Origin of the sequence: Haemophilus sp. HN_Hi10 (assembly GCF_049821985.1) — a bacterium.
Taxonomy (GTDB): domain Bacteria; phylum Pseudomonadota; class Gammaproteobacteria; order Enterobacterales; family Pasteurellaceae; genus Haemophilus; species Haemophilus influenzae_D.
The window spans coordinates 1,025,458-1,045,199 of sequence record NZ_CP187495.1 but is presented as its reverse complement, the minus strand read 5'-3'; the positions used below and the strand labels follow the sequence as shown (position 1 = coordinate 1,045,199).

Sequence of the window (19,742 nt, the reverse complement as noted above, 5' to 3'; positions counted from 1 at the left end):
TTTTATTTACCTCATATTTAATAAAATTAATAGTAAATACACTTTTCTTAGTGAAATTACACGCATTCTATTCTATATTTGGAGAATAAAAAAGTGATATTTTACGAAAAGTTTAGCCTCAAAAAAAAAAAAAAAAAAAAAAAAAAAAATAAAAAAATAAAAAAATAAAAAAATAAAAAAAACAAATATTTACACAAAAATCAAATCTTTTCAGATAAGTTAATTTATTTTTTATTTAAAATAAGGTTTAGGTTTGTTTATCTTTTATTTCTTTTTAGCAAGAAAAAAGATTAATCATGACTCATTTTAGGTGTTTTTTGTTGAAAAGTGCGGTAAAAATTAAAAGAAAAACCTGCTTTCTGGCATTGAAAGCAGGTTTTAGGCAAAAGGGAACGGCAATTTATTGAACGATTTCGCCGACAATGCTGCGTGTGGTTTCTTTCACTTCTGTGAGTTTCACTTTTACCATGTCGCCGATTTTATAAGTGCGGTCGCCTTTTATGTAAAGAGCGAGTTCATCAGGATTTAGTTGTATTTCTTCTTTGTTGTTGTGCAAGGTGGCAGCAGGAATGAATAGCGATGCGCCATTTTCGAGCAGTTGCACGCGCAAGCCTGCCCGCATTACATCTTGCACTTCTGCATTAAATTCCACATTTTCAGCCACTTTCGGCGAAAGATAGCGGCAATATAGCCAATCGGCAATATCACGTTCGACGAGGCGATTTTGGCGACGGGCTTCTTGCAAACGTGCCAAAACTTCATTTTGTGGTTTTTCGCAAGGCTGTTGGGAAAGCACGGCTTTGATTAAGCGATGATTAACCATGTCAGAATATTTACGAATTGGGGATGTCCAAGTGGCATAGCCCTCTAGCCCCAGCCCGAAGTGCGGTGCTAATTCTGATTTAAATTCGGAGAAGGTTAAATAACGGCGTAGGCGTAGGGCTACATAATCACTTTCTAGATGGTCGATGTCGTGACGCATTTGGCAATAGCCGTTTAAGGTTGCTAAGTTTTCTACTGAATAACGTTCTGCCAGTTCTGCGTTATTTTGTTCATTGGCTAAATTTGCCATTAAGAAATTGTGCGCATTTTCTAAGTATTTTTTATCAAAACCGCTGTGGGTGTTGAAAATGCCTGTTTTTGCGTTTTCGTGTAAGAATTGGGCGGCGCAGATGTTGGCGATAATCATTGCTTCTTCCACAATTTGATTGGCTATGCGGCGATATTCTGCTTTGATTTCTTGCACTTTGCCGTTTTCTGCCAGCACAAAGGCGTAATCAGGTTTTTCTTTAAAGAGTAAGGAATGGGTTTTACGCCATTGTATGCGTGCTTTGGTAAATTGATGTAGCCAGTGAATTTGTTGTGCTGTTTCTGGCGTTTCTGGTTGCCATGCGTTTTGGGTTTGGTCTAAGTAATCTGATACGTTGTTGTAAGCCAGTTTAGCTTTAGATTGCACATAAGCGGAAACAAAATGCGGTTTGGCTGTGATGTTGCCTGCAAGATCGGTTTCGATATAACAAACCAGTGCGGGGCGAGTTTCATTGGCGATTAAGGAACATAATTCATCGGATAATTCACGGGGTAACATTGGAATGTTAAAGCCCGGCAAATAATTTGTGAAGCAACGCTGTTTTGCTTCTTGTTCAATTTGACAATCTAGGGCGATGTAAGCGGTGGGATCGGCAATGGCGACCACGAGTTTCCAGCCTGTTTGTTCGTTGTTTTGTGTGATGGGTTCGATATATAAGGCATCGTCCATATCCATTGTGCTTTCGGAATCAATGGTTACAAAATGAAGTGCGGTCAGATTTTCACGTGTTTTTTGATCTAACATTTCATAATGTTCTACGCCTTGCACGGGATAGCGAGATTGTTCGTGGCGTGCCAATGTAACCCACCAAGGGGCAAATTCATCATCAGCTCGGCAAATAAATTGATTAATGGTGGCGTAGAAAAAGCGATCGTCACGCAATGGATGGGTTTTTAAATGTGCGACGACCCAGTCGCCCTCTTGCAGTTCTTCTTTTACCGATTTCGCCTGTTGTGCGCCAATGGGTTGATTGATGCTTGGGTGATCCACCAGCACTTGTAATTTGTTGTCTTTATTGAACCGCACTTTTGCGATAAAACGTGTGAGCATTGGCTCAATTAAGGCTTCTGGCTCGGCTTGTTCTTTGTCGCCTTGTTTTTCAATGGTAGCTTTGATTTTGTCGCCGTGCATCACTTTTTTCATTGATGGCGGTGCGATGAAATAGGTTTTTTTATCGCACTCTAAAAAGCCGTAGGCTTTATCTGTGCTTTTTACCACGCCCTCAACCTGTTCTTTGCTGTCGTGGATTTGTTGTTTAAGTTGTGCGAGTAGAGGATTATCTTGAAACATAGTTATTTTGAAACATAGTTATATTTTAAAAAAGCGAAAAGGCAGACTGAAAGCCTGCCTAAAAAGAATGGAAGAAAATTTATTCTTCGCCTAATTCGCCCATTGCCGTAATGCTGAAACCTGCATCAACGTGAACGATTTCGCCTGTAATGCCAGAGGCTAAGTCAGAACATAAAAATGCCGCTGAGTTACCCACATCTTCGATAGTCACAGTGCGACGTAATGCAGCGGTTTTCTCAAAGGTGGAAAGCATTTTTTTGAAGTTTTTAATGCCTGATGCCGCTAAAGTGCGGATTGGGCCTGCTGAAATAGCGTTTACGCGAATGCCCTCTTTGCCTAGATCTGCTGCCATTACGCGTGTTGCGGCTTCAAGAGAGGCTTTTGCGAGGCACATTACGTTGTAATTAGGAATTGCACGTTCTGCACCTAAGTAAGAAAGGGTTAATAATGCTGAATTTGGGTTTAAATAAGGGCGTGCCGCTTGTGCCATTGCGACGAAGCTGTATGCACTGATGTCGTGTGCGATGCGGTAGCCCTCACGGGTTGCGGCATTGACGTAATCGCCGTCTAGTTGATCGCCCGGTGCAAATGCGATTGCGTGAACAAAACCATCAAATTTTTCCCAGCGTTTGCTTAATTCTGCAAAGCAAGTTTGAATGCTTTCATCAGTTGCAACATCTAAAGGAAGCACGATGTCAGAGCCAAATTCTTTGGCAAATTCTTCTACACGTGGTTGTAATTTATCGTTTAAATAAGTGAAAGCAAGTTCTGCACCTTGTTCTTTCATTGATTTTGCGATCCCGTAAGCGATGGAACGATTGCTTGCAAGACCTGTGACTAAAATGCGTTTACCTGTTAAGAAACCCATAATTTTTCCTATGTTGTTAGCGTAAAAAACTTGCGTAGTATAAGCGAAAATTTGTTTTTATACAAAGCCGACCAATTTTTAAATTAAACGCGTGGGCTTACGCCCACCCTACAATGGAAATGTTATGATAACCATTAAATTTTCCTTAAATTTGTAAAATTGCAAAACCGTAAAATTGTAAAATTGTAAAATTGTAGGGTGGGCGTAAGCCCACGCGGTGTTCCATTATAAATTTGTAAAATTGTAGGGTTCTATATAAGGTGTTTTTGCAAAACACGCTATTTTCAAGGATAATACGCCGATTTTTTAATACAATTTGAATGAATAAGAGAAGATTATGGCTTATCCTCAAGAAGTGAATAAACGTCGCACTTTTGCGATTATTTCCCACCCTGATGCGGGTAAAACAACGATTACTGAAAAAGTACTTTTATACGGCAATGCAATTCAAACCGCTGGCTCGGTCAAGGGCAAAGGCTCGGCGGCTCACGCAAAATCTGACTGGATGGAAATGGAAAAACAACGTGGAATTTCGATTACCACTTCTGTGATGCAATTTCCTTATAATGATTGTTTAGTGAATTTGCTCGATACCCCCGGACACGAAGATTTCTCTGAAGATACTTACCGCACTTTAACCGCTGTGGATAGCTGTTTGATGGTTATTGACTCTGCCAAAGGGGTGGAGGAACGTACGATTAAATTGATGGAAGTCACACGTTTACGTGATACGCCAATTATCACGTTTATGAATAAACTCGACCGTGATATTCGCGATCCGATGGAATTGTTGGACGAGGTGGAAAATGTGTTGAAAATTCGTTGTGCGCCAATTACTTGGCCGATTGGCTGTGGGAAATTGTTTAAGGGTGTTTATCATCTTGCAAAAGATGAAACCTATCTTTATCAATCTGGTCAAGGCTCAACTATTCAAGAAGTTCGTGTTGTTAAAGGTTTAAATAGCCCTGAATTAGATGCCGCGGTTGGCGATGATTTAGCACAACAGCTTCGTGATGAATTGGAATTGGTGCAAGGCGCAAGTAATGAATTTGAGCAAGATGCCTTTATTAAAGGGGAACTTACACCAGTATTTTTCGGGACGGCATTAGGCAATTTTGGAGTGGATCATTTTCTTGATGGCTTAACGCAATGGGCTCCGAAACCACAATCTCGTCAAGCGGATACAAGAACGGTGGAAAGTGCGGAAGAAAAATTCAGTGGTTTTGTGTTTAAAATTCAAGCTAATATGGATCCGAAACACCGTGACAGAGTGGCGTTTATGCGTGTGGTTTCGGGCAAATATGAAAAAGGGATGAAACTTAAACACGTCCGCATTGGAAAAGATGTGGTTATTTCTGATGCGCTTACTTTTATGGCGGGCGATCGCGCTCACGCTGAAGAAGCTTACGCAGGCGATATTATTGGTTTGCATAATCACGGTACTATTCAAATTGGCGATACTTTCACGCAAGGCGAAACGCTGAAATTTACAGGCATTCCAAACTTTGCGCCAGAGTTATTCCGTCGTATTCGTTTGAAAGATCCTCTTAAACAAAAACAACTGTTAAAAGGCTTGGTGCAACTTTCTGAAGAAGGTGCAGTGCAAGTGTTTCGTCCATTATTAAACAACGATTTAATTGTGGGTGCTGTGGGCGTGTTGCAGTTTGATGTGGTGGTTTCTCGTTTGAAAACTGAATATAACGTGGAAGCGATTTATGAAAATGTAAACGTTGCCACAGCTCGTTGGGTGGAATGTGCCGATGGGAAAAAATTTGAAGAATTTAAACGTAAAAACGAGCAAAATCTAGCCTTAGATGGCGGCGATAATTTAACCTATATTGCACCAACAATGGTAAATCTGAATTTAGCCCAAGAACGTTATCCCGATGTGGCGTTTTATAAAACGCGGGAGCATTAAAATAACAAAGTGCGGTAAAATTCTACCGCACTTTTCCAGAAAAAAAGCGTTGAAATTTAATTCAACGCTTTTCTTTTATTTAGAGAGGTTTTCTTGTTTTAATCGCCAAAGTTGATAAATATTTACCACAACTAAAAACGCATTTAATACTGCAACGGGATATGCTGTGATAATTAAGCTGTAAATAACAAATAAAATCGCGCCGATACTATTTACAATGCGTAAATGCACAATAGATTTAAATAAGAAAGATGCAGCAACAAAAAAAGTCGCCATATAACCTAAAAACTCAATAAAATTAAAGTCCATTATGTTGTTCTCTTTGATTAAAAATAAAAACATTGGCTATGATAAAAGATTTTTAATGCAAGGAAAAGATAAGAAAAAGAAGCAACCGTTTGCAAGGGAAAATTATATAAAAATAAGTTGAACAAGAGCCATATAGAAAAGTGTGCCTACGGCAATAGATAGAAACATATTTTTCTTCCAGAAATGTAAGCCAAGCACGACTATCCCTGCAAGCAAATCAGGAATGCCGTGATAGCCAGTTAAAATATCAATATTTTTATAGCAATAAACGACAAGCATACCAAACATTGCTGGAGGTAAAACTTTTCCGAGATAACGGATATATTGTGGAATGGGGCGATTAACAGGAAACACAAAAAATGGTAATAAACGTGTAAATTGTACCGCGACTATACAAATTCCGATGGTAATAATTTGTTCTGTTAGTGTCATTTTGTTTCTAATTTAGCTATTCGCATAGTTAAAATTAACCAAATGCTAATTAATGTTGGAATTAAAAAATATTCTTTTCCTATAATAAGTAAAAAAGCAAATGCAATGCCTAAACCTAATAGAGAGCTTTCGTGAGATTTTTCTTTTAGCCAATTTTCTGCAAAAATAACTAAGAATAGTGCGGTCATTGAAAATTCCACGCCTTTTAAATTAAAAGGTAAAACAGTGCCAAATAAGTTACCCATTACTGCACCAAACACCCAATAAATATGCAAATATAAGCTCACAAAAAACATATACCAGCCTTTATCTAAGTGCGGTGGGATTTTTGCCATATAATTTAAGGAAAAAGATTCATCTACCAGTGTTGTGATTAAATACCAGCGTTTTTTTCCTATATGTATGCCATATTTTTCTAACATTGATATGCCATAAAAAATTTGTCTGGCACTAATCATTAAGGTAATTAATAATACGCTGATTGGAGAGAAAGGTGCGATAAGTGCGCCTGCCGCAATAAATTCAACAGAACCCGCATAAATCAGTAAAGCCATTAAAGTGGGATATAAAAATCCGAAACCAAGTGCTTTCATATAAATACCATATGCTATGCCAAGAAATAAAAATCCTGCAATCATTGGTACGCTGTAGGGAAAAGCAGCCTTAGCCGCTTCAGTAATTGGGTTAGGCTGTTGATTTTGTTGAGATAAATCCATTAATTACGTCTATAAATTTAAAACAGAAAGTCCGGGTAAAGTTGAGAAACTTTGAGATTTGACTGTTTGATAAAAATCTTCTAAATAAGAAAGGGATTCGTCTTCTTTGCGAATCGCAGCATATAAGTTGCTGTATAAGCCACTTTTTGTGATTTTTCTTGCCACAACATAACCTTTTTCCAAATAAGGCAAAGTAGCCCAATAAGGCACTGTGGCAATACCGCGTTTGCTCGCAACAAGTTGAATCATTGCAATAGTAAGTTCTGTTGTACGGCGAGTAGGATTAATGCCTTTTGGTTTAAGCACTTTACGCCATAGATCTAACATATCGTCAGGTACGGGGTAAGTCACCCAAGTTTCATCAATAAAATCTTCTGCTTCCCAAATATCTTTTTCTGCTAAAGAATGATTTTTTGAGCAAATTCCAACCATTTCATAAGAAAAGAGCGGTTTAAAAATAACATCATCATTATGCTCTACTTCTGATACTATCGCCCAATCTGCTCGATGGGAAAGTAATAAACCAACGGGATCCGTATGAAAGCCAGATACAATATCCAATTCTACTAGCCCCCAATGCTGACGGAATTCGTCCATTGCTGGCATTAACCAATCAAAACAAGTATGGCATTCCACCGCTATACGTAATTGTCCTGCATCGCCGTGTTTTACCCGTGCAAGATCACGTTCAGCATCAATCACTTTCGGCATTACTTCATTCGCAAGACGAATTAAACGCTCTCCCGCTGAAGTAAAACGAAGTGGATTACTTTTACGCTCAAATAAAGGCAAGCCAAATTGTTCCTCTATTAATTTAATTTGGTGAGAAAGTGCTGATTGGGTTAAATATACGTGCTTTGCAGCTAGAGAAACGCTGCCTGTCTCTTTTAAAGCCAGTAAAGTTTTAAGATGTCTAAATTCTAGAAAGGTTGGTTTCATTAATAATATTCATATAAAATTAAAAATTAGGGAATCAGTATAATACCTTAAAATTAAAAATATGCTAATTAATAAAATTAATTATTTGGATAATTGTATTAGTTAAAATATAAAACCCCAGTTATTCAACTGGGGTTCTATATTTATTCTTTATCTAATTTGTTTAATTTTAATTCTGTTTTTACTTAATTTAATTTTATCTGTCTTAGATAAATTTAAATTTAGATTTTTTATTTGATAACCCGGCGGTGCCCTACTCTCACATGGGGAAACCCCACACTACCATCGGCATTACAGCGTTTCACTTCTGAGTTCGGTATGGTCTCAGGTGGTTCCACCGCACTATCGCCGCCGGGATAATTCTTTGATAACTTCTCTCTTTGTTTCTTCTCTTTTACGACTTCACTTTTTTCGTCTCTCTTCTTATCGGCAACAAGCTGAATAGTTAGTTTAGTTTAGTTAATTTCTCTTCTCTTTCGCTCTTTTCCCAAAAACACTTGAGCGTTGTATAGTTAAGCCTCTCGGGCAATTAGTATCTGTTAGCTCAATGACTCACATCACTTACACACCAGACCTATCTACGTCTTCGTCTTAAACAACCCTTACTGTCTTAAAGACAGGGAGAACTCATCTCTTGGCAAGTTTCGTGCTTAGATGCTTTCAGCACTTATCTCTTCCGCACTTAGCTACCCGGCAATGCGTCTGGCGACACAACCGGAACACCAGTGGTGCGTCCACTCCGGTCCTCTCGTACTAGGAGCAGCCCCAACCAATTCTCCTACGCCCACGGCAGATAGGGACCGAACTGTCTCACGACGTTCTAAACCCAGCTCGCGTACCACTTTAAATGGCGAACAGCCATACCCTTGGGACCTACTTCAGCCCCAGGATGTGATGAGCCGACATCGAGGTGCCAAACACCGCCGTCGATATGAACTCTTGGGCGGTATCAGCCTGTTATCCCCGGAGTACCTTTTATCCGTTGAGCGATGGCCCTTCCATTCAGAACCACCGGATCACTATGACCTACTTTCGTACCTGCTCGACTTGTCTGTCTCGCAGTTAAGCTTGCTTATACCATTGCACTAACCTCACGATGTCCGACCGTGATTAGCAAACCTTCGTGCTCCTCCGTTACGCTTTGGGAGGAGACCGCCCCAGTCAAACTACCCACCAGACACTGTCCGAGACCACGTTCCGCAATCTTCGTTAGAACATCAAACGTTAAAGGGTGGTATTTCAAGGATGACTCCATAATCACTGGCGTGACTACTTCTAAGTCTCCCACCTATCCTACACATCAAAATTCAATGTTCAGTGTCAAGCTATAGTAAAGGTTCACGGGGTCTTTCCGTCTAGCCGCGGGTACACCGCATCTTCACGGCGATTTCAATTTCACTGAGTCTCGGGTGGAGACAGCCTGGCCATCATTATGCCATTCGTGCAGGTCGGAACTTACCCGACAAGGAATTTCGCTACCTTAGGACCGTTATAGTTACGGCCGCCGTTTACTGGGGCTTCGATCAGGTGCTTCTCTTTCGATTACACCATCAATTAACCTTCCAGCACCGGGCAGGCATCACACCCTATACCTCCACTTTCGTGTTTGCAGAGTGCTGTGTTTTTAATAAACAGTTGCAGCCAGCTGGTATCTTCGACCGGTTCAACCTTCGAGAGTAAATCTCTACAATCTACGCCGGCGCACCTTCTCCCGAAGTTACGGTGCTATTTTGCCTAGTTCCTTCACCCGAGTTCTCTCAAGCGCCTGAGTATTCTCTACCTGACCACCTGTGTCGGTTTTCAGTACGGTTTAGTAAAGCCTGTCGCTTAGTGGCTTTTCCTGGAAGTGTGGTATCAGTTACTTCAGCTCCTTAGAGCCTCGTCATCATCTCTCAGTGTTTAATAGAAGTCCGGATTTGCCTAAACTTCCCACCTACCAACTTAAACGCACATATCCAACAGTGCGATAACCTAACCTACTCCGTCCCCACATCGCAGCTTTACCAAGTACAGGAATATTAACCTGTTTCCCATCGACTACGCTTTTCAGCCTCGCCTTAGGGGCCGACTCACCCTGCCCCGATTAACGTTGGACAGGAACCCTTGGTCTTCCGGCGAACGGGTTTTTCACCCGTTTTATCGTTACTTATGTCAGCATTCGCACTTCTGATACGTCCAGCTAACCTCTCGATTAACCTTCATCCGCTTACAGAACGCTCCCCTACCCAACAGACTTTCGTCTGATGCCGCAGCTTCGGTGCTATATTTCAGCCCCGTTACATCTTCCGCGCAGGCCGACTCGACTAGTGAGCTATTACGCTTTCTTTAAATGATGGCTGCTTCTAAGCCAACATCCTAGCTGTCTAAGCCTTCCCACTTCGTTTCCCACTTAATATAGACTTGGGGACCTTAGCTGGCGGTCTGGGTTGTTTCCCTCTCCACGACGGACGTTAGCACCCGCCGTGTGTCTCCTGAGTATCACTCTTTGGTATTCGTAGTTTGCATCGGGTTGGTAATCCGGGATGGACCCCTAGCCGAAACAGTGCTCTACCCCCAAAGGTGTCACCTCAAGGCTCTACCTAAATAGATTTCGGGGAGAACCAGCTATCTCCCGGTTTGATTGGCCTTTCACCCCCAGCCACAAGTCATCCGCTAATTTTTCAACATTAGTCGGTTCGGTCCTCCAGTTAGTGTTACCCAACCTTCAACCTGCCCATGGCTAGATCACCGGGTTTCGGGTCTATACCTTGCAACTCTTCGCCCAGTTAAGACTCGGTTTCCCTTCGGCTCCCCTATTCGGTTAACCTCGCTACAAAATATAAGTCGCTGACCCATTATACAAAAGGTACGCAGTCACCCTTTCAGGCTCCCACTGCTTGTACGTACAAGGTTTCAGGTTCTATTTCACTCCCCTCACCGGGGTTCTTTTCGCCTTTCCTTCACAGTACTGGTTCACTATCGGTCAATCAGGAGTATTTAGCCTTGGAGGATGGTCCCCCTTCTTCAAACAGGATATCACGTGTCCCGCCCTACTTCTCGTTAGCTTAGTACCACAATATGGTTTTTAGATACGGGATTATCACCCTCTTTGATTGTGTTTCCCAACACATTCTCCTAACTATACTGCTATCACTTACTGGCTCTTTCGCTTTCGCTCGCCGCTACTGACGAAATCTCGGTTGATTTCTTTTCCTCGGGGTACTTAGATGTTTCAGTTCTCCCGGTTTGCCTCAACAAGCTATGAATTCACTTGTTAATAGTAGATTCTTCATCTACTGGGTTTCCCCATTCGGATATCTTGGATTAAACGCCTCTTATCGACTCATCCAAGCTTTTCGCAGATTAGCACGTCCTTCTTCGCCTCTGATTGCCAAGGCATCCACCTTGTACGCTTAGTCACTTAACTATACAACCTCAAATGTTTTCAATCACTTTAAGTTTTCACTTCAAAGTGCGGTCAATTTGATGCGTATCTTCATTCAACTAAACACTTGATTGCTTTTGTTCAATCAAGATTTTATGCAAAACAGGTTTTGTTTTTAGAGTTTCCTTTTCAGTTCTCTCTTTCACTTTCCTATCTTGCCCACTCAGACTTTCTCTCGAAAATCTCTTGTTTTCAGCTTGTTTCCAATTTTTTAAAGAACAACAAGATAATCTAACAAAGTTATCTTTAATTGGCGTCCCCACGGGGATTCGAACCCCGGTTACCGCCGTGAAAGGGCGATGTCCTAGGCCTCTAGACGATGGGGACATCAATTAAAGATACTCTATCTTCTTTTTATCTTTTAACGTTTATTTTTCAACGTTGCTTTCGCTTCGTTTTTAATCTTGTCTACAACTATCAGCCAATCTGTGTGAGCACTCGCTGTCTCTCGTCTTTGGTAAGGAGGTGATCCAACCGCAGGTTCCCCTACGGTTACCTTGTTACGACTTCACCCCAGTCATGAATCATACCGTGGTAAACGCCCTCCTAAAGGTTAAGCTATCTACTTCTGGTACAACCCACTCCCATGGTGTGACGGGCGGTGTGTACAAGGCCCGGGAACGTATTCACCGCGACATTCTGATTCGCGATTACTAGCGATTCCGACTTCATGGAGTCGAGTTGCAGACTCCAATCCGGACTTAGACGTACTTTATGAGATTCGCTCCACCTCGCAGCTTCGCTTCCCTCTGTATACGCCATTGTAGCACGTGTGTAGCCCTACTCGTAAGGGCCATGATGACTTGACGTCATCCCCACCTTCCTCCAGTTTATCACTGGCAGTCTCCTTTGAGTTCCCGACCGTATCGCTGGCAACAAAGGATAAGGGTTGCGCTCGTTGCGGGACTTAACCCAACATTTCACAACACGAGCTGACGACAGCCATGCAGCACCTGTCTCAACGTTCCCGAAGGCACTCCAATATCTCTATCGGATTCGTTGGATGTCAAGAGTAGGTAAGGTTCTTCGCGTTGCATCGAATTAAACCACATGCTCCACCGCTTGTGCGGGCCCCCGTCAATTCATTTGAGTTTTAACCTTGCGGCCGTACTCCCCAGGCGGTCGATTTATCACGTTAGCTACGGGCGCCAGAGTTAAACCCCAACCCCCAAATCGACAGCGTTTACAGCGTGGACTACCAGGGTATCTAATCCTGTTTGCTCCCCACGCTTTCGCACATGAGCGTCAGTACATTCCCAAGGGGCTGCCTTCGCCTTCGGTATTCCTCCACATCTCTACGCATTTCACCGCTACACGTGGAATTCTACCCCTCCCTAAAGTACTCTAGTTACCCAGTCTGAAATGCTATTCCCAGGTTAAGCCCGGGGCTTTCACACCTCACTTAAATAACCGCCTGCGTGCCCTTTACGCCCAGTTATTCCGATTAACGCTCGCACCCTCCGTATTACCGCGGCTGCTGGCACGGAGTTAGCCGGTGCTTCTTCTGTATTTAACGTCAATTTGATGTACTATTAACACATCAACCTTCCTCAATACCGAAAGAACTTTACAACCCGAAGGCCTTCTTCATTCACGCGGCATGGCTGCGTCAGGGTTCCCCCATTGCGCAATATTCCCCACTGCTGCCTCCCGTAGGAGTCTGGACCGTGTCTCAGTTCCAGTGTGGCTGGTCATCCTCTCAGACCAGCTAGAGATCGCAGGCTTGGTAGGCCTTTACCCCACCAACTACCTAATCCCACTTGGGCTCATCCTATGGCATGCGGCCTTACAGTCCCGCACTTTCATCTTCCGATTCTACGCGGTATTAGCGACAGTTTCCCGTCGTTATCCCCCTCCATAAGCCAGATTCCCAAGCATTACTCACCCGTCCGCCACTCGTCAGCAAGAAAGCAAGCTTTCTCCTGCTACCGTTCGACTTGCATGTGTTAAGCCTGCCGCCAGCGTTCAATCTGAGCCATGATCAAACTCTTCAATTCAAGTTCAATCGCTCAATATACTGCTTAGCTATAAATAAACACTACTTAAAAAAGTAATTATGAATTTTCAGTTAAGCACCTATTAAGACTTCAAAATTAAAAAATATTTTTAAAACAAGTCAATCAACAAGTGCCCACACAGATTGTCTGATATATTGTTAAAGAGCAAAAAAGAACGACGCACTTGGAAACTTAAAAACTTCACAACAGTGCGTCGTTGTGTGCGGTGCATTATAGGGATTTTCAAATCCCTTGCAAGTACTTTTTACAACAATTTTTGAAAAACTCGACCGTTTGTTGAAAATACATACGCAAAATACATAATTCCACCAACAAACGGTTGATTTTTGATCTCAATTTATAAATTAAAGTTTACTTAGATCAACTAAAGCCTCTGGTTTAATATCGGCAATAGTACGATTGCTGGTTAATGTCATCGCTACGCGCATCTCTTTTTTGAAAATATCGAGCATATTTTCAACACCTTGGCGACCTGCTGCCCCTAAAGCATAAACAAATGCTCGACCTAACATTGTTGCGTCTGCTCCTAATGCCAACATACGGACTACATCTAAACCATTACGAATGCCTGAATCGGCAATAATTTTAATATCCCCTTTCACAGCATCAGCAATCGGTGGTAACGCTCTTGCACTTGAAAGCACGCCATCTAACTGACGACCACCGTGGTTTGACACCACAATACCATCAGCCCCGAAACGCACCGCATCTTTTGCATCTTCAGGGTCAAGAATCCCTTTGATCACCATCGGACCTTCCCAAAACTCGCGAATCCATTCTAAATCTTTCCACGAAATCGACGGATCGAAATTCTCTGTGAGCCAACCAATATAGTCATCTAAGCCAATTTGTCTACCCATATAATGAGAAACATTGCCCAAAGTGTGTGGTTTTCCTTTAATACCTACATCATATGCCCAGAATGGATGCGTAAAGCCTTGCAAAACACGGCGAATTTCTTTGTAAGGACCACTCATTCCTGAGTGCATATCACGATAACGCGCACCTGGTGTTGGCATATCTACGGTGAACACCAAGGTTGAACAGCCCGCAGCCTTCGCACGCTCAAGAGCATTTTTCATAAAGCCACGATCTTTTAATACATAAAGCTGGAACCACATCGGGCGTTTAATCGCAGGTGCAACTTCCTCAATCGGACAGATCGATACCGTTGAAAGAGTAAACGGCACGCCCTTATTATCCGCTGCTTGTGCTGCCTGCACTTCACCACGACGTGCATACATACCGCACGCCCCAACGGGTGCAAGAATAGTTGGTATTGAAAGTTTTTCACCAAATAACTCTATACTAGTATCCAATTCAGACATATCTTTTAAGACACGTTGTCTTAAAGCAATATTTTCCAAATCACTCACATTACGCGCAAGTGTTTGCTCAGTATAAGAACCGCCATCGGCATAATGGAACATAAAGGGAGGAACACGGCGGCGTGCCGCTTCACGATAATCGCTAGCTGATGAAATAATCATTTTTACCTCTTATTAAATAAAATAGTGAGAAACCCGATAGGTATTGTAACACTATTTTAACAAATTAAATAAAAATCATAATTATTTTGAGAACTAGATCACAATTTATTTTAAAAAAGTGACATATAGAAAAGATCTGGATAGAAAATTACCTATGAAATTAGGAAAAATTGTGAATTTATCAATATCACACCATTAATCTATTAACTTTTAATCTATTTTGATTACTTCCAAAAATTCAAATCCCCATAGATGTAAAGATTTTTTGAATTGATCTTCTTCGGGAAAATGTGCGGTGCAAAACATTTGATTATATTTTTCATTTTGCGCTTGTAGACTTTTATCATCGAGTAAAGATTTTATCCGTTTAGCAATCGCTGCGCTCGGATCCATAAAATATTTAATTTGTGGCAAGCACAACTGAATTTCATCTTTGATAAGTGGAAAGTGAGTACAACCTAAAACTAATGTATCCAAATCTGCCATATTTGCCCACGGAGATAATTCATCTTTTAAGCTAATTAGATCAATGGAATGACCACGAATTTTTTGCTCCGCAATTTCGACTAATTTTGTTGATCCCAATCTCTCCACAACACAATCTTGCGCAAATTTATCAATTAAATCATCGACATAATGACGCTTTACAGTCCCTTTCGTCGCCAATAAACCAATATGTTTTGTCTTTGTTATTTCTGATGCAGGTTTAATCGCTGGTACAGTGCCAATAATAGGAATGTCAAAATTGGCACGCAACGGTGGAAGCACAACAGTACTCGCTGTATTGCAAGCAATCACAATTGCATCTAATGGATAACGTTGATTGATCAGTTGGCAAATCGCTAAAGTACGATGAATAATACTTTCTTCTTCACGTTCTGAATAAGGGAAGCCAGCATTATCAAAGCAATAGAGATAGTGCCAATTTGGTAATAATTTTTTGGCTTCACGATATACGCTAAACCCACCAACTCCAGAATCAAAAAAGAGTATAGTTGGGCGTTTTTCTTTTTTATCCATTTAAAACTCTTTGAAAATTGACCGCACTTTTAAGCGTTCGAGTAGATTTCTTTATTATTGAGCCAGCGGCGGATTAGACTTTCTGCCACATCAGGGTATTTTTGGATAAGCGATTTCGCATAAAATTGCACCGTTGGTATCATTTTTCTATCTCGCATTAAATTTGCTACTCGCAATTCAGCAATGCCTGTTTGTTTAGTTCCAAGCACTTCGCCCGGCCCACGAATTTCTAAATCTTTTTCAGAAATAATAAACCCATCTTGGCTATCTCGTAGCACTTGCAAACGTTTTTGCGAAACTTTACCGAGTGGAGGTTTATACATTAGTACACAAAAAGAAGCCGCGCTGCCTCGACCGACACGCCCTCGTAACTGATGAAGTTGCGATAAACCTAAACGCTCTGCATTTTCGATAATCATCAAACTTGCATTCGGCACATCAACACCCACTTCAATTACTGTCGTTGCCACCAATAAATCCAACTCTGCATTTTTAAAACGCATCATAACATCTTGTTTTTCTTGTGGTTTCATCCGCCCGTGCACTAACCCAATAGTTAACATAGGTAATGCCTTAGTTAGATCTTCCCAAATCGCTTCAGCAGCTTGAGCTTCTAACACCTCTGATTCATCAATTAGCGTACACACCCAATAGGCTTGGCGTTTTTCATTAACACAAGCGTTTTTTACACGCATCACAATTTCAGTGCGGCGTTCTTCAGAAACCACTACAGTTGTTATCGGCGTACGACCGGGAGGCAATTCATCAATAATTGATGTATCCAAATCGGCATATACGGTCATTGCTAACGTTCTTGGTATCGGCGTGGCAGTCATAATTAACTGATGGGGATAAAATCCCGCTTTTTCGCCTTTCTCACGCAACATTAATCGTTGATGCACGCCAAAACGATGTTGTTCATCAATAATCACTAATGCCAAGTCAGAAAACTCGACTTCTTCTTGGAATAAAGCGTGCGTCCCCACTACCATTTGCACCGCACCAGTTTTAATTTTTTCAAGCTCTGCTTGTCTTGATTTTCCTTTTACTTTACCGGCTAACCAACCAACTTCAATACCGAAAGGCTCAAACCAACGTCGAAAATTATTCGCATGCTGTTCTGCTAATATTTCTGTTGGCGCCATTAAGGCGACTTGTTTGCCGTTATCAATTGCCGTTAAAGCAGACAATGCGGCAACCAATGTTTTTCCCGAGCCGACATCCCCTTGCACTAGGCGCATCATCGGATAATCTTTGATAAGATCTTGTTCAATATCCGACACGACTCGCTTTTGCGCATTAGTGGGTTGAAATGGCAAAGTGGCTAAAAATCGCTGTTTCAAATCTGTTTGATAATGTAGCGGTAAAGCAGAAAATTGCTGCGTTCCTAACCGCACTTTTTGCATAGCTAAATTATGTGCTAGAAGCTCTTCAAAGATTAAGCGCTGTTGTGCTGGATGCTTGCCTCGCTCCAACATTTCTAATGAAATATCTGGCGGCGGACGATGCAATAATCTCAATGCTTCTTTTAAGCTATATTGATGTGGGTTAAATTCATTAGGCAAAATTTCTGCAATCTGAACTTTGTCGAGTAATGCCAAAGCCTGATCCGTTAATTTTCGTAATGAATTTTGTTTTAGCCCTTCCGTCGTGGAATAAATCGGCGTTAGGGTTTCTTCCAATACAATAGGCGCGTTATCTCGCACAATTTGATATTCTGGATGATGAATTTCTGGCATATGGCGACCACGTTTCACTTCGCCAAAAGCCTTTACTCGCACTCCTACTTGAAAACTATTACGCATCCCCGCATTAAAATTGAAAAAACGTAATATAATTTTCGATGTACCGTCTGACAAACTTACCGATAAAATAGGACGGCGGCCAAAAGCGACTTCACAGGTTTGTACAATTCCTTCAATGGTAAAATATTGTTCGGGGCGGAGATGAGCGATTGGCGTAATTCGCGTACGATCTTCATAGCGAATAGGTAAATGAAAGAGTAAATCTTGCAGGTTATGAATGCCGATTTTAGCCAATTTATTAGAAATGGCAGCCCCAACACCAGAGAGGCTGGTCAAAGGGACGGCATCGAGAAGCTCAAGGTTCATAGCTCGTTAATATTACGTTTGACATTAACAACGCCAGTAATGCCTTTAATACGATGAACAATATTGGCAAGGTGTTTAATATCTTTTACACAAACTTGCAAAATCACAAGCAATAAATTGCTCTCTAATTCTTCCGTCCAAATATTTTGGAGACTGCTTTCGCTCGCAGAAATTGCGGTCATTAAACTCAACAAGGCATTTTGTTCGTTCAATATTTCAATTTGCAATTCTGCCTCAAAACTTACCGCACTTTGAGCATTATCCCATTGAGCCAAGGACTGGCGACGAGCATTTTTTAAATTAGCACAATGTTGATGGTGTACCATAACTGTGTTTTCTTGTGTACGACATCCCACAATAGGATCGCCCGGGATTGGATGGCAACATTGAGCAAATTGGGTTTTACCCACTTGCATTGGTGTAATAGTGAGCGTTTTTGTCTCAAATTCAAGATTCTTTGTCTCCACAACTTCAAGAGGAACGCCCACAAATTGATGCGCAATTACGGTGGCAGACTGATTACCTAAACCAATTTCTCGTAATAATTCATCTAAAGAAGAAAGTGCTAAAGCATCTAATACAGTGCTAATTTGTTGAATAGAAAAATCGCCTAAATTATGAGGCTGTAATGCTGTATTAAGCTCTACTTCGCCTAATTTCACGGCATCTTCTTCACAGCGTTGTTTAAGATAATGACGAATCCGTGTTTTCGCACGAGCTGTTACCACAAAATTTAACCACGCTGTTTTAGGATACGCATTTGGATCGGTGATGATATTTACCGTTTGACCAGACTTAAGAGCTTGTGAAAGCGGATAAGGTTTATGCTCAACAGTCACGCCAACACAAGTATTCCCCACATCTGAATGTACAGCATAAGCGAAATCCACTGCCGTTGCGCCCATTGGCAACTCAACAATTCGACCTTTTGGGGTAAAAACATAAATCTCTTTAGGAAAAAACTCTGATTTTACATTCTCAATAAACTCAAACGAATTACCTACACTTTGTTGAATTTCGACCAAACTTTGCAGCCAGCGTTGTGTACGAATTTGTGCGGTTGTACTGTCGTTTTTACCATTTTCTTTATAAACCCAATGTGCAGTAATGCCCATTTCGGCGACTTGTTCCATATCCTCAGTATGGATATGAACTTCTACGGGGACACCTTTCGGCCCAATCATTGAGGTTTGCAAAGATTGATAACCATTTGCTTTAGGCACAGCAATATAATCCTTTACTCTGCCAGGGCGTGGCTTATAAAGATTATGCATTTGTCCCAAAACGCGATAACAATCATCCACATTTTTTACAATCACACGGAACGTATAAATATCCATAATAGAGTGGAATTCTTGATCCTTTATGCGCATTTTTTGATAGATTTTGTAAAGGTGTTTTTCACGCCCCCATACTCGGGCAAAAATTCCTGCGTTTTCTAACCGCACTTTAATCTCTTGTGAAATACGTTCTATTAAATCTTGTCGATTACTCCGCGCCACATCAATGAGTTTTTTCAACACTTCATAGCGATGGGGATACATTGCTTGAAAAGATAAGTCTTCTAATTCATTTTTGATATGCTCAATACCTAAACGATGAGCAAGCGGACAATAGATTTCAAGCGTTTCTTTCGCAATACGACGGCGTTTATCTGGTCGTAACGAACCAAGCGTGCGCATATTATGCGTGCGGTCAGCAAGCTTGATTAACACAACGCGAATATCACGCGTCATCGCCAAAATCATTTTGCGAAAATTCTCGACTTGTGCCTCTTGGCGAGTACGAAATTTCAACTTATCGAGTTTTGATACACCATCTACAATTTCAGCCACACTGGTACCGAACTCTTCTTTCAGTTGTTCTTCCGTATAAGGTGTATCCTCAATAACATCGTGCAAAAGCGCAGCCATTACCGCTTCGTGATCTAAGTGTAGTTGAGCAATAATGGAGGCTACCGCCACAGGATGAGTAATGTAAGGTTCGCCGCTGGAGCGAAATTGTCCTTCGTGCGCATCTCTTGCAATCACAAACGCACGCTTGATGAGTTCAATTTTATCTGCGGGCAAATACCCTTGAATAATTCGATCTAAATCCGCAAACAGTTCCAAAGGAGA

11 protein-coding genes, 1 tRNA gene and 3 rRNA genes are annotated in these 19,742 nt (G+C 41.4%); 1 reads left to right on the top strand and 14 read right to left on the bottom strand.

What is annotated here, in order from left to right:
• Positions 1-400: 400 nt before the first annotated feature.
• Entirely contained in the window at positions 401-2,380 is a 1,980-nt protein-coding gene (rnb, locus tag ACPT8Q_RS05160) for an exoribonuclease II (protein WP_061671251.1), read from the bottom strand.
• 79 nt (positions 2,381-2,459) lie between these two features.
• Positions 2,460-3,248, bottom strand: coding sequence for an SDR family oxidoreductase (locus ACPT8Q_RS05155; protein WP_038439640.1), 789 nt, complete (start codon positions 3,246-3,248; stop codon positions 2,460-2,462).
• Between the two features lie 337 nt (positions 3,249-3,585).
• Here ACPT8Q_RS05155 and prfC point away from each other — a divergent pair, with 337 nt between their 5' ends.
• The gene (prfC, locus tag ACPT8Q_RS05150; RefSeq protein ID WP_061671252.1) at positions 3,586-5,166 is read left to right on the top strand and encodes a peptide chain release factor 3; all 1,581 of its coding nucleotides are present in this window, start codon (positions 3,586-3,588) and stop codon (positions 5,164-5,166) included.
• Positions 5,167-5,241: 75 nt separating this feature from the next.
• Here prfC and ACPT8Q_RS05145 read toward each other — a convergent pair whose 3' ends face one another.
• From ACPT8Q_RS05145 to spoT, 12 genes are all read right to left on the bottom strand, one after another.
• Positions 5,242-5,475: a YgjV family protein gene (locus tag ACPT8Q_RS05145; protein WP_050949449.1), complete on the bottom strand. Its 234-nt coding sequence runs from the start codon at positions 5,473-5,475 to the stop codon at positions 5,242-5,244.
• Positions 5,476-5,577: 102 nt separating this feature from the next.
• Complete coding sequence (locus ACPT8Q_RS05140) at positions 5,578-5,907, bottom strand: branched-chain amino acid transporter permease (protein WP_005670246.1); 330 nt, start codon at positions 5,905-5,907, stop codon at positions 5,578-5,580.
• On the bottom strand, positions 5,904-6,623 hold the full coding sequence (gene azlC / locus ACPT8Q_RS05135) for an azaleucine resistance protein AzlC (RefSeq protein ID WP_050949450.1): 720 nt from the start codon (positions 6,621-6,623) through the stop codon (positions 5,904-5,906). Before azlC ends, ACPT8Q_RS05140 begins: the two co-directional genes overlap by 4 nt.
• 9 nt (positions 6,624-6,632) lie before the next feature.
• The gene (locus tag ACPT8Q_RS05130; RefSeq protein ID WP_050949451.1) at positions 6,633-7,562 is read right to left on the bottom strand and encodes a LysR family transcriptional regulator; all 930 of its coding nucleotides are present in this window, start codon (positions 7,560-7,562) and stop codon (positions 6,633-6,635) included.
• 240 nt (positions 7,563-7,802) lie between these two features.
• Positions 7,803-7,918: ribosomal RNA gene (gene rrf / locus ACPT8Q_RS05125) — 5S ribosomal RNA — on the bottom strand.
• 152 nt (positions 7,919-8,070) lie between these two features.
• A 23S ribosomal RNA gene (locus ACPT8Q_RS05120) occupies positions 8,071-10,968 on the bottom strand.
• Positions 10,969-11,237: 269 nt separating this feature from the next.
• A tRNA-Glu gene (locus ACPT8Q_RS05115) sits at positions 11,238-11,313 on the bottom strand.
• 131 nt (positions 11,314-11,444) lie between these two features.
• Positions 11,445-12,983 (bottom strand): 16S ribosomal RNA (locus ACPT8Q_RS05110).
• Together the 16S, 23S and 5S rRNA genes with 1 tRNA gene alongside form the textbook arrangement of a ribosomal RNA operon.
• Positions 12,984-13,348: 365 nt before the next feature.
• A complete protein-coding gene (lldD, locus tag ACPT8Q_RS05105) occupies positions 13,349-14,494 on the bottom strand; it encodes an FMN-dependent L-lactate dehydrogenase LldD (RefSeq protein WP_050949383.1) in 1,146 nt (381 codons plus the stop codon).
• 210 nt (positions 14,495-14,704) lie between these two features.
• Complete coding sequence (gene murI / locus ACPT8Q_RS05100; RefSeq protein ID WP_061671346.1) at positions 14,705-15,514, bottom strand: glutamate racemase; 810 nt, start codon at positions 15,512-15,514, stop codon at positions 14,705-14,707.
• A gap of 29 nt (positions 15,515-15,543) precedes the next feature.
• Positions 15,544-17,625: an ATP-dependent DNA helicase RecG gene (recG, locus tag ACPT8Q_RS05095; RefSeq protein ID WP_061671345.1), complete on the bottom strand. Its 2,082-nt coding sequence runs from the start codon at positions 17,623-17,625 to the stop codon at positions 15,544-15,546.
• On the bottom strand, positions 17,622-19,736 hold the full coding sequence (gene spoT / locus ACPT8Q_RS05090) for a bifunctional GTP diphosphokinase/guanosine-3',5'-bis pyrophosphate 3'-pyrophosphohydrolase (RefSeq protein ID WP_050949380.1): 2,115 nt from the start codon (positions 19,734-19,736) through the stop codon (positions 17,622-17,624). The genes recG and spoT overlap by 4 nt, the downstream gene beginning before the upstream one ends.
• Positions 19,737-19,742: the final 6 nt, after the last annotated feature.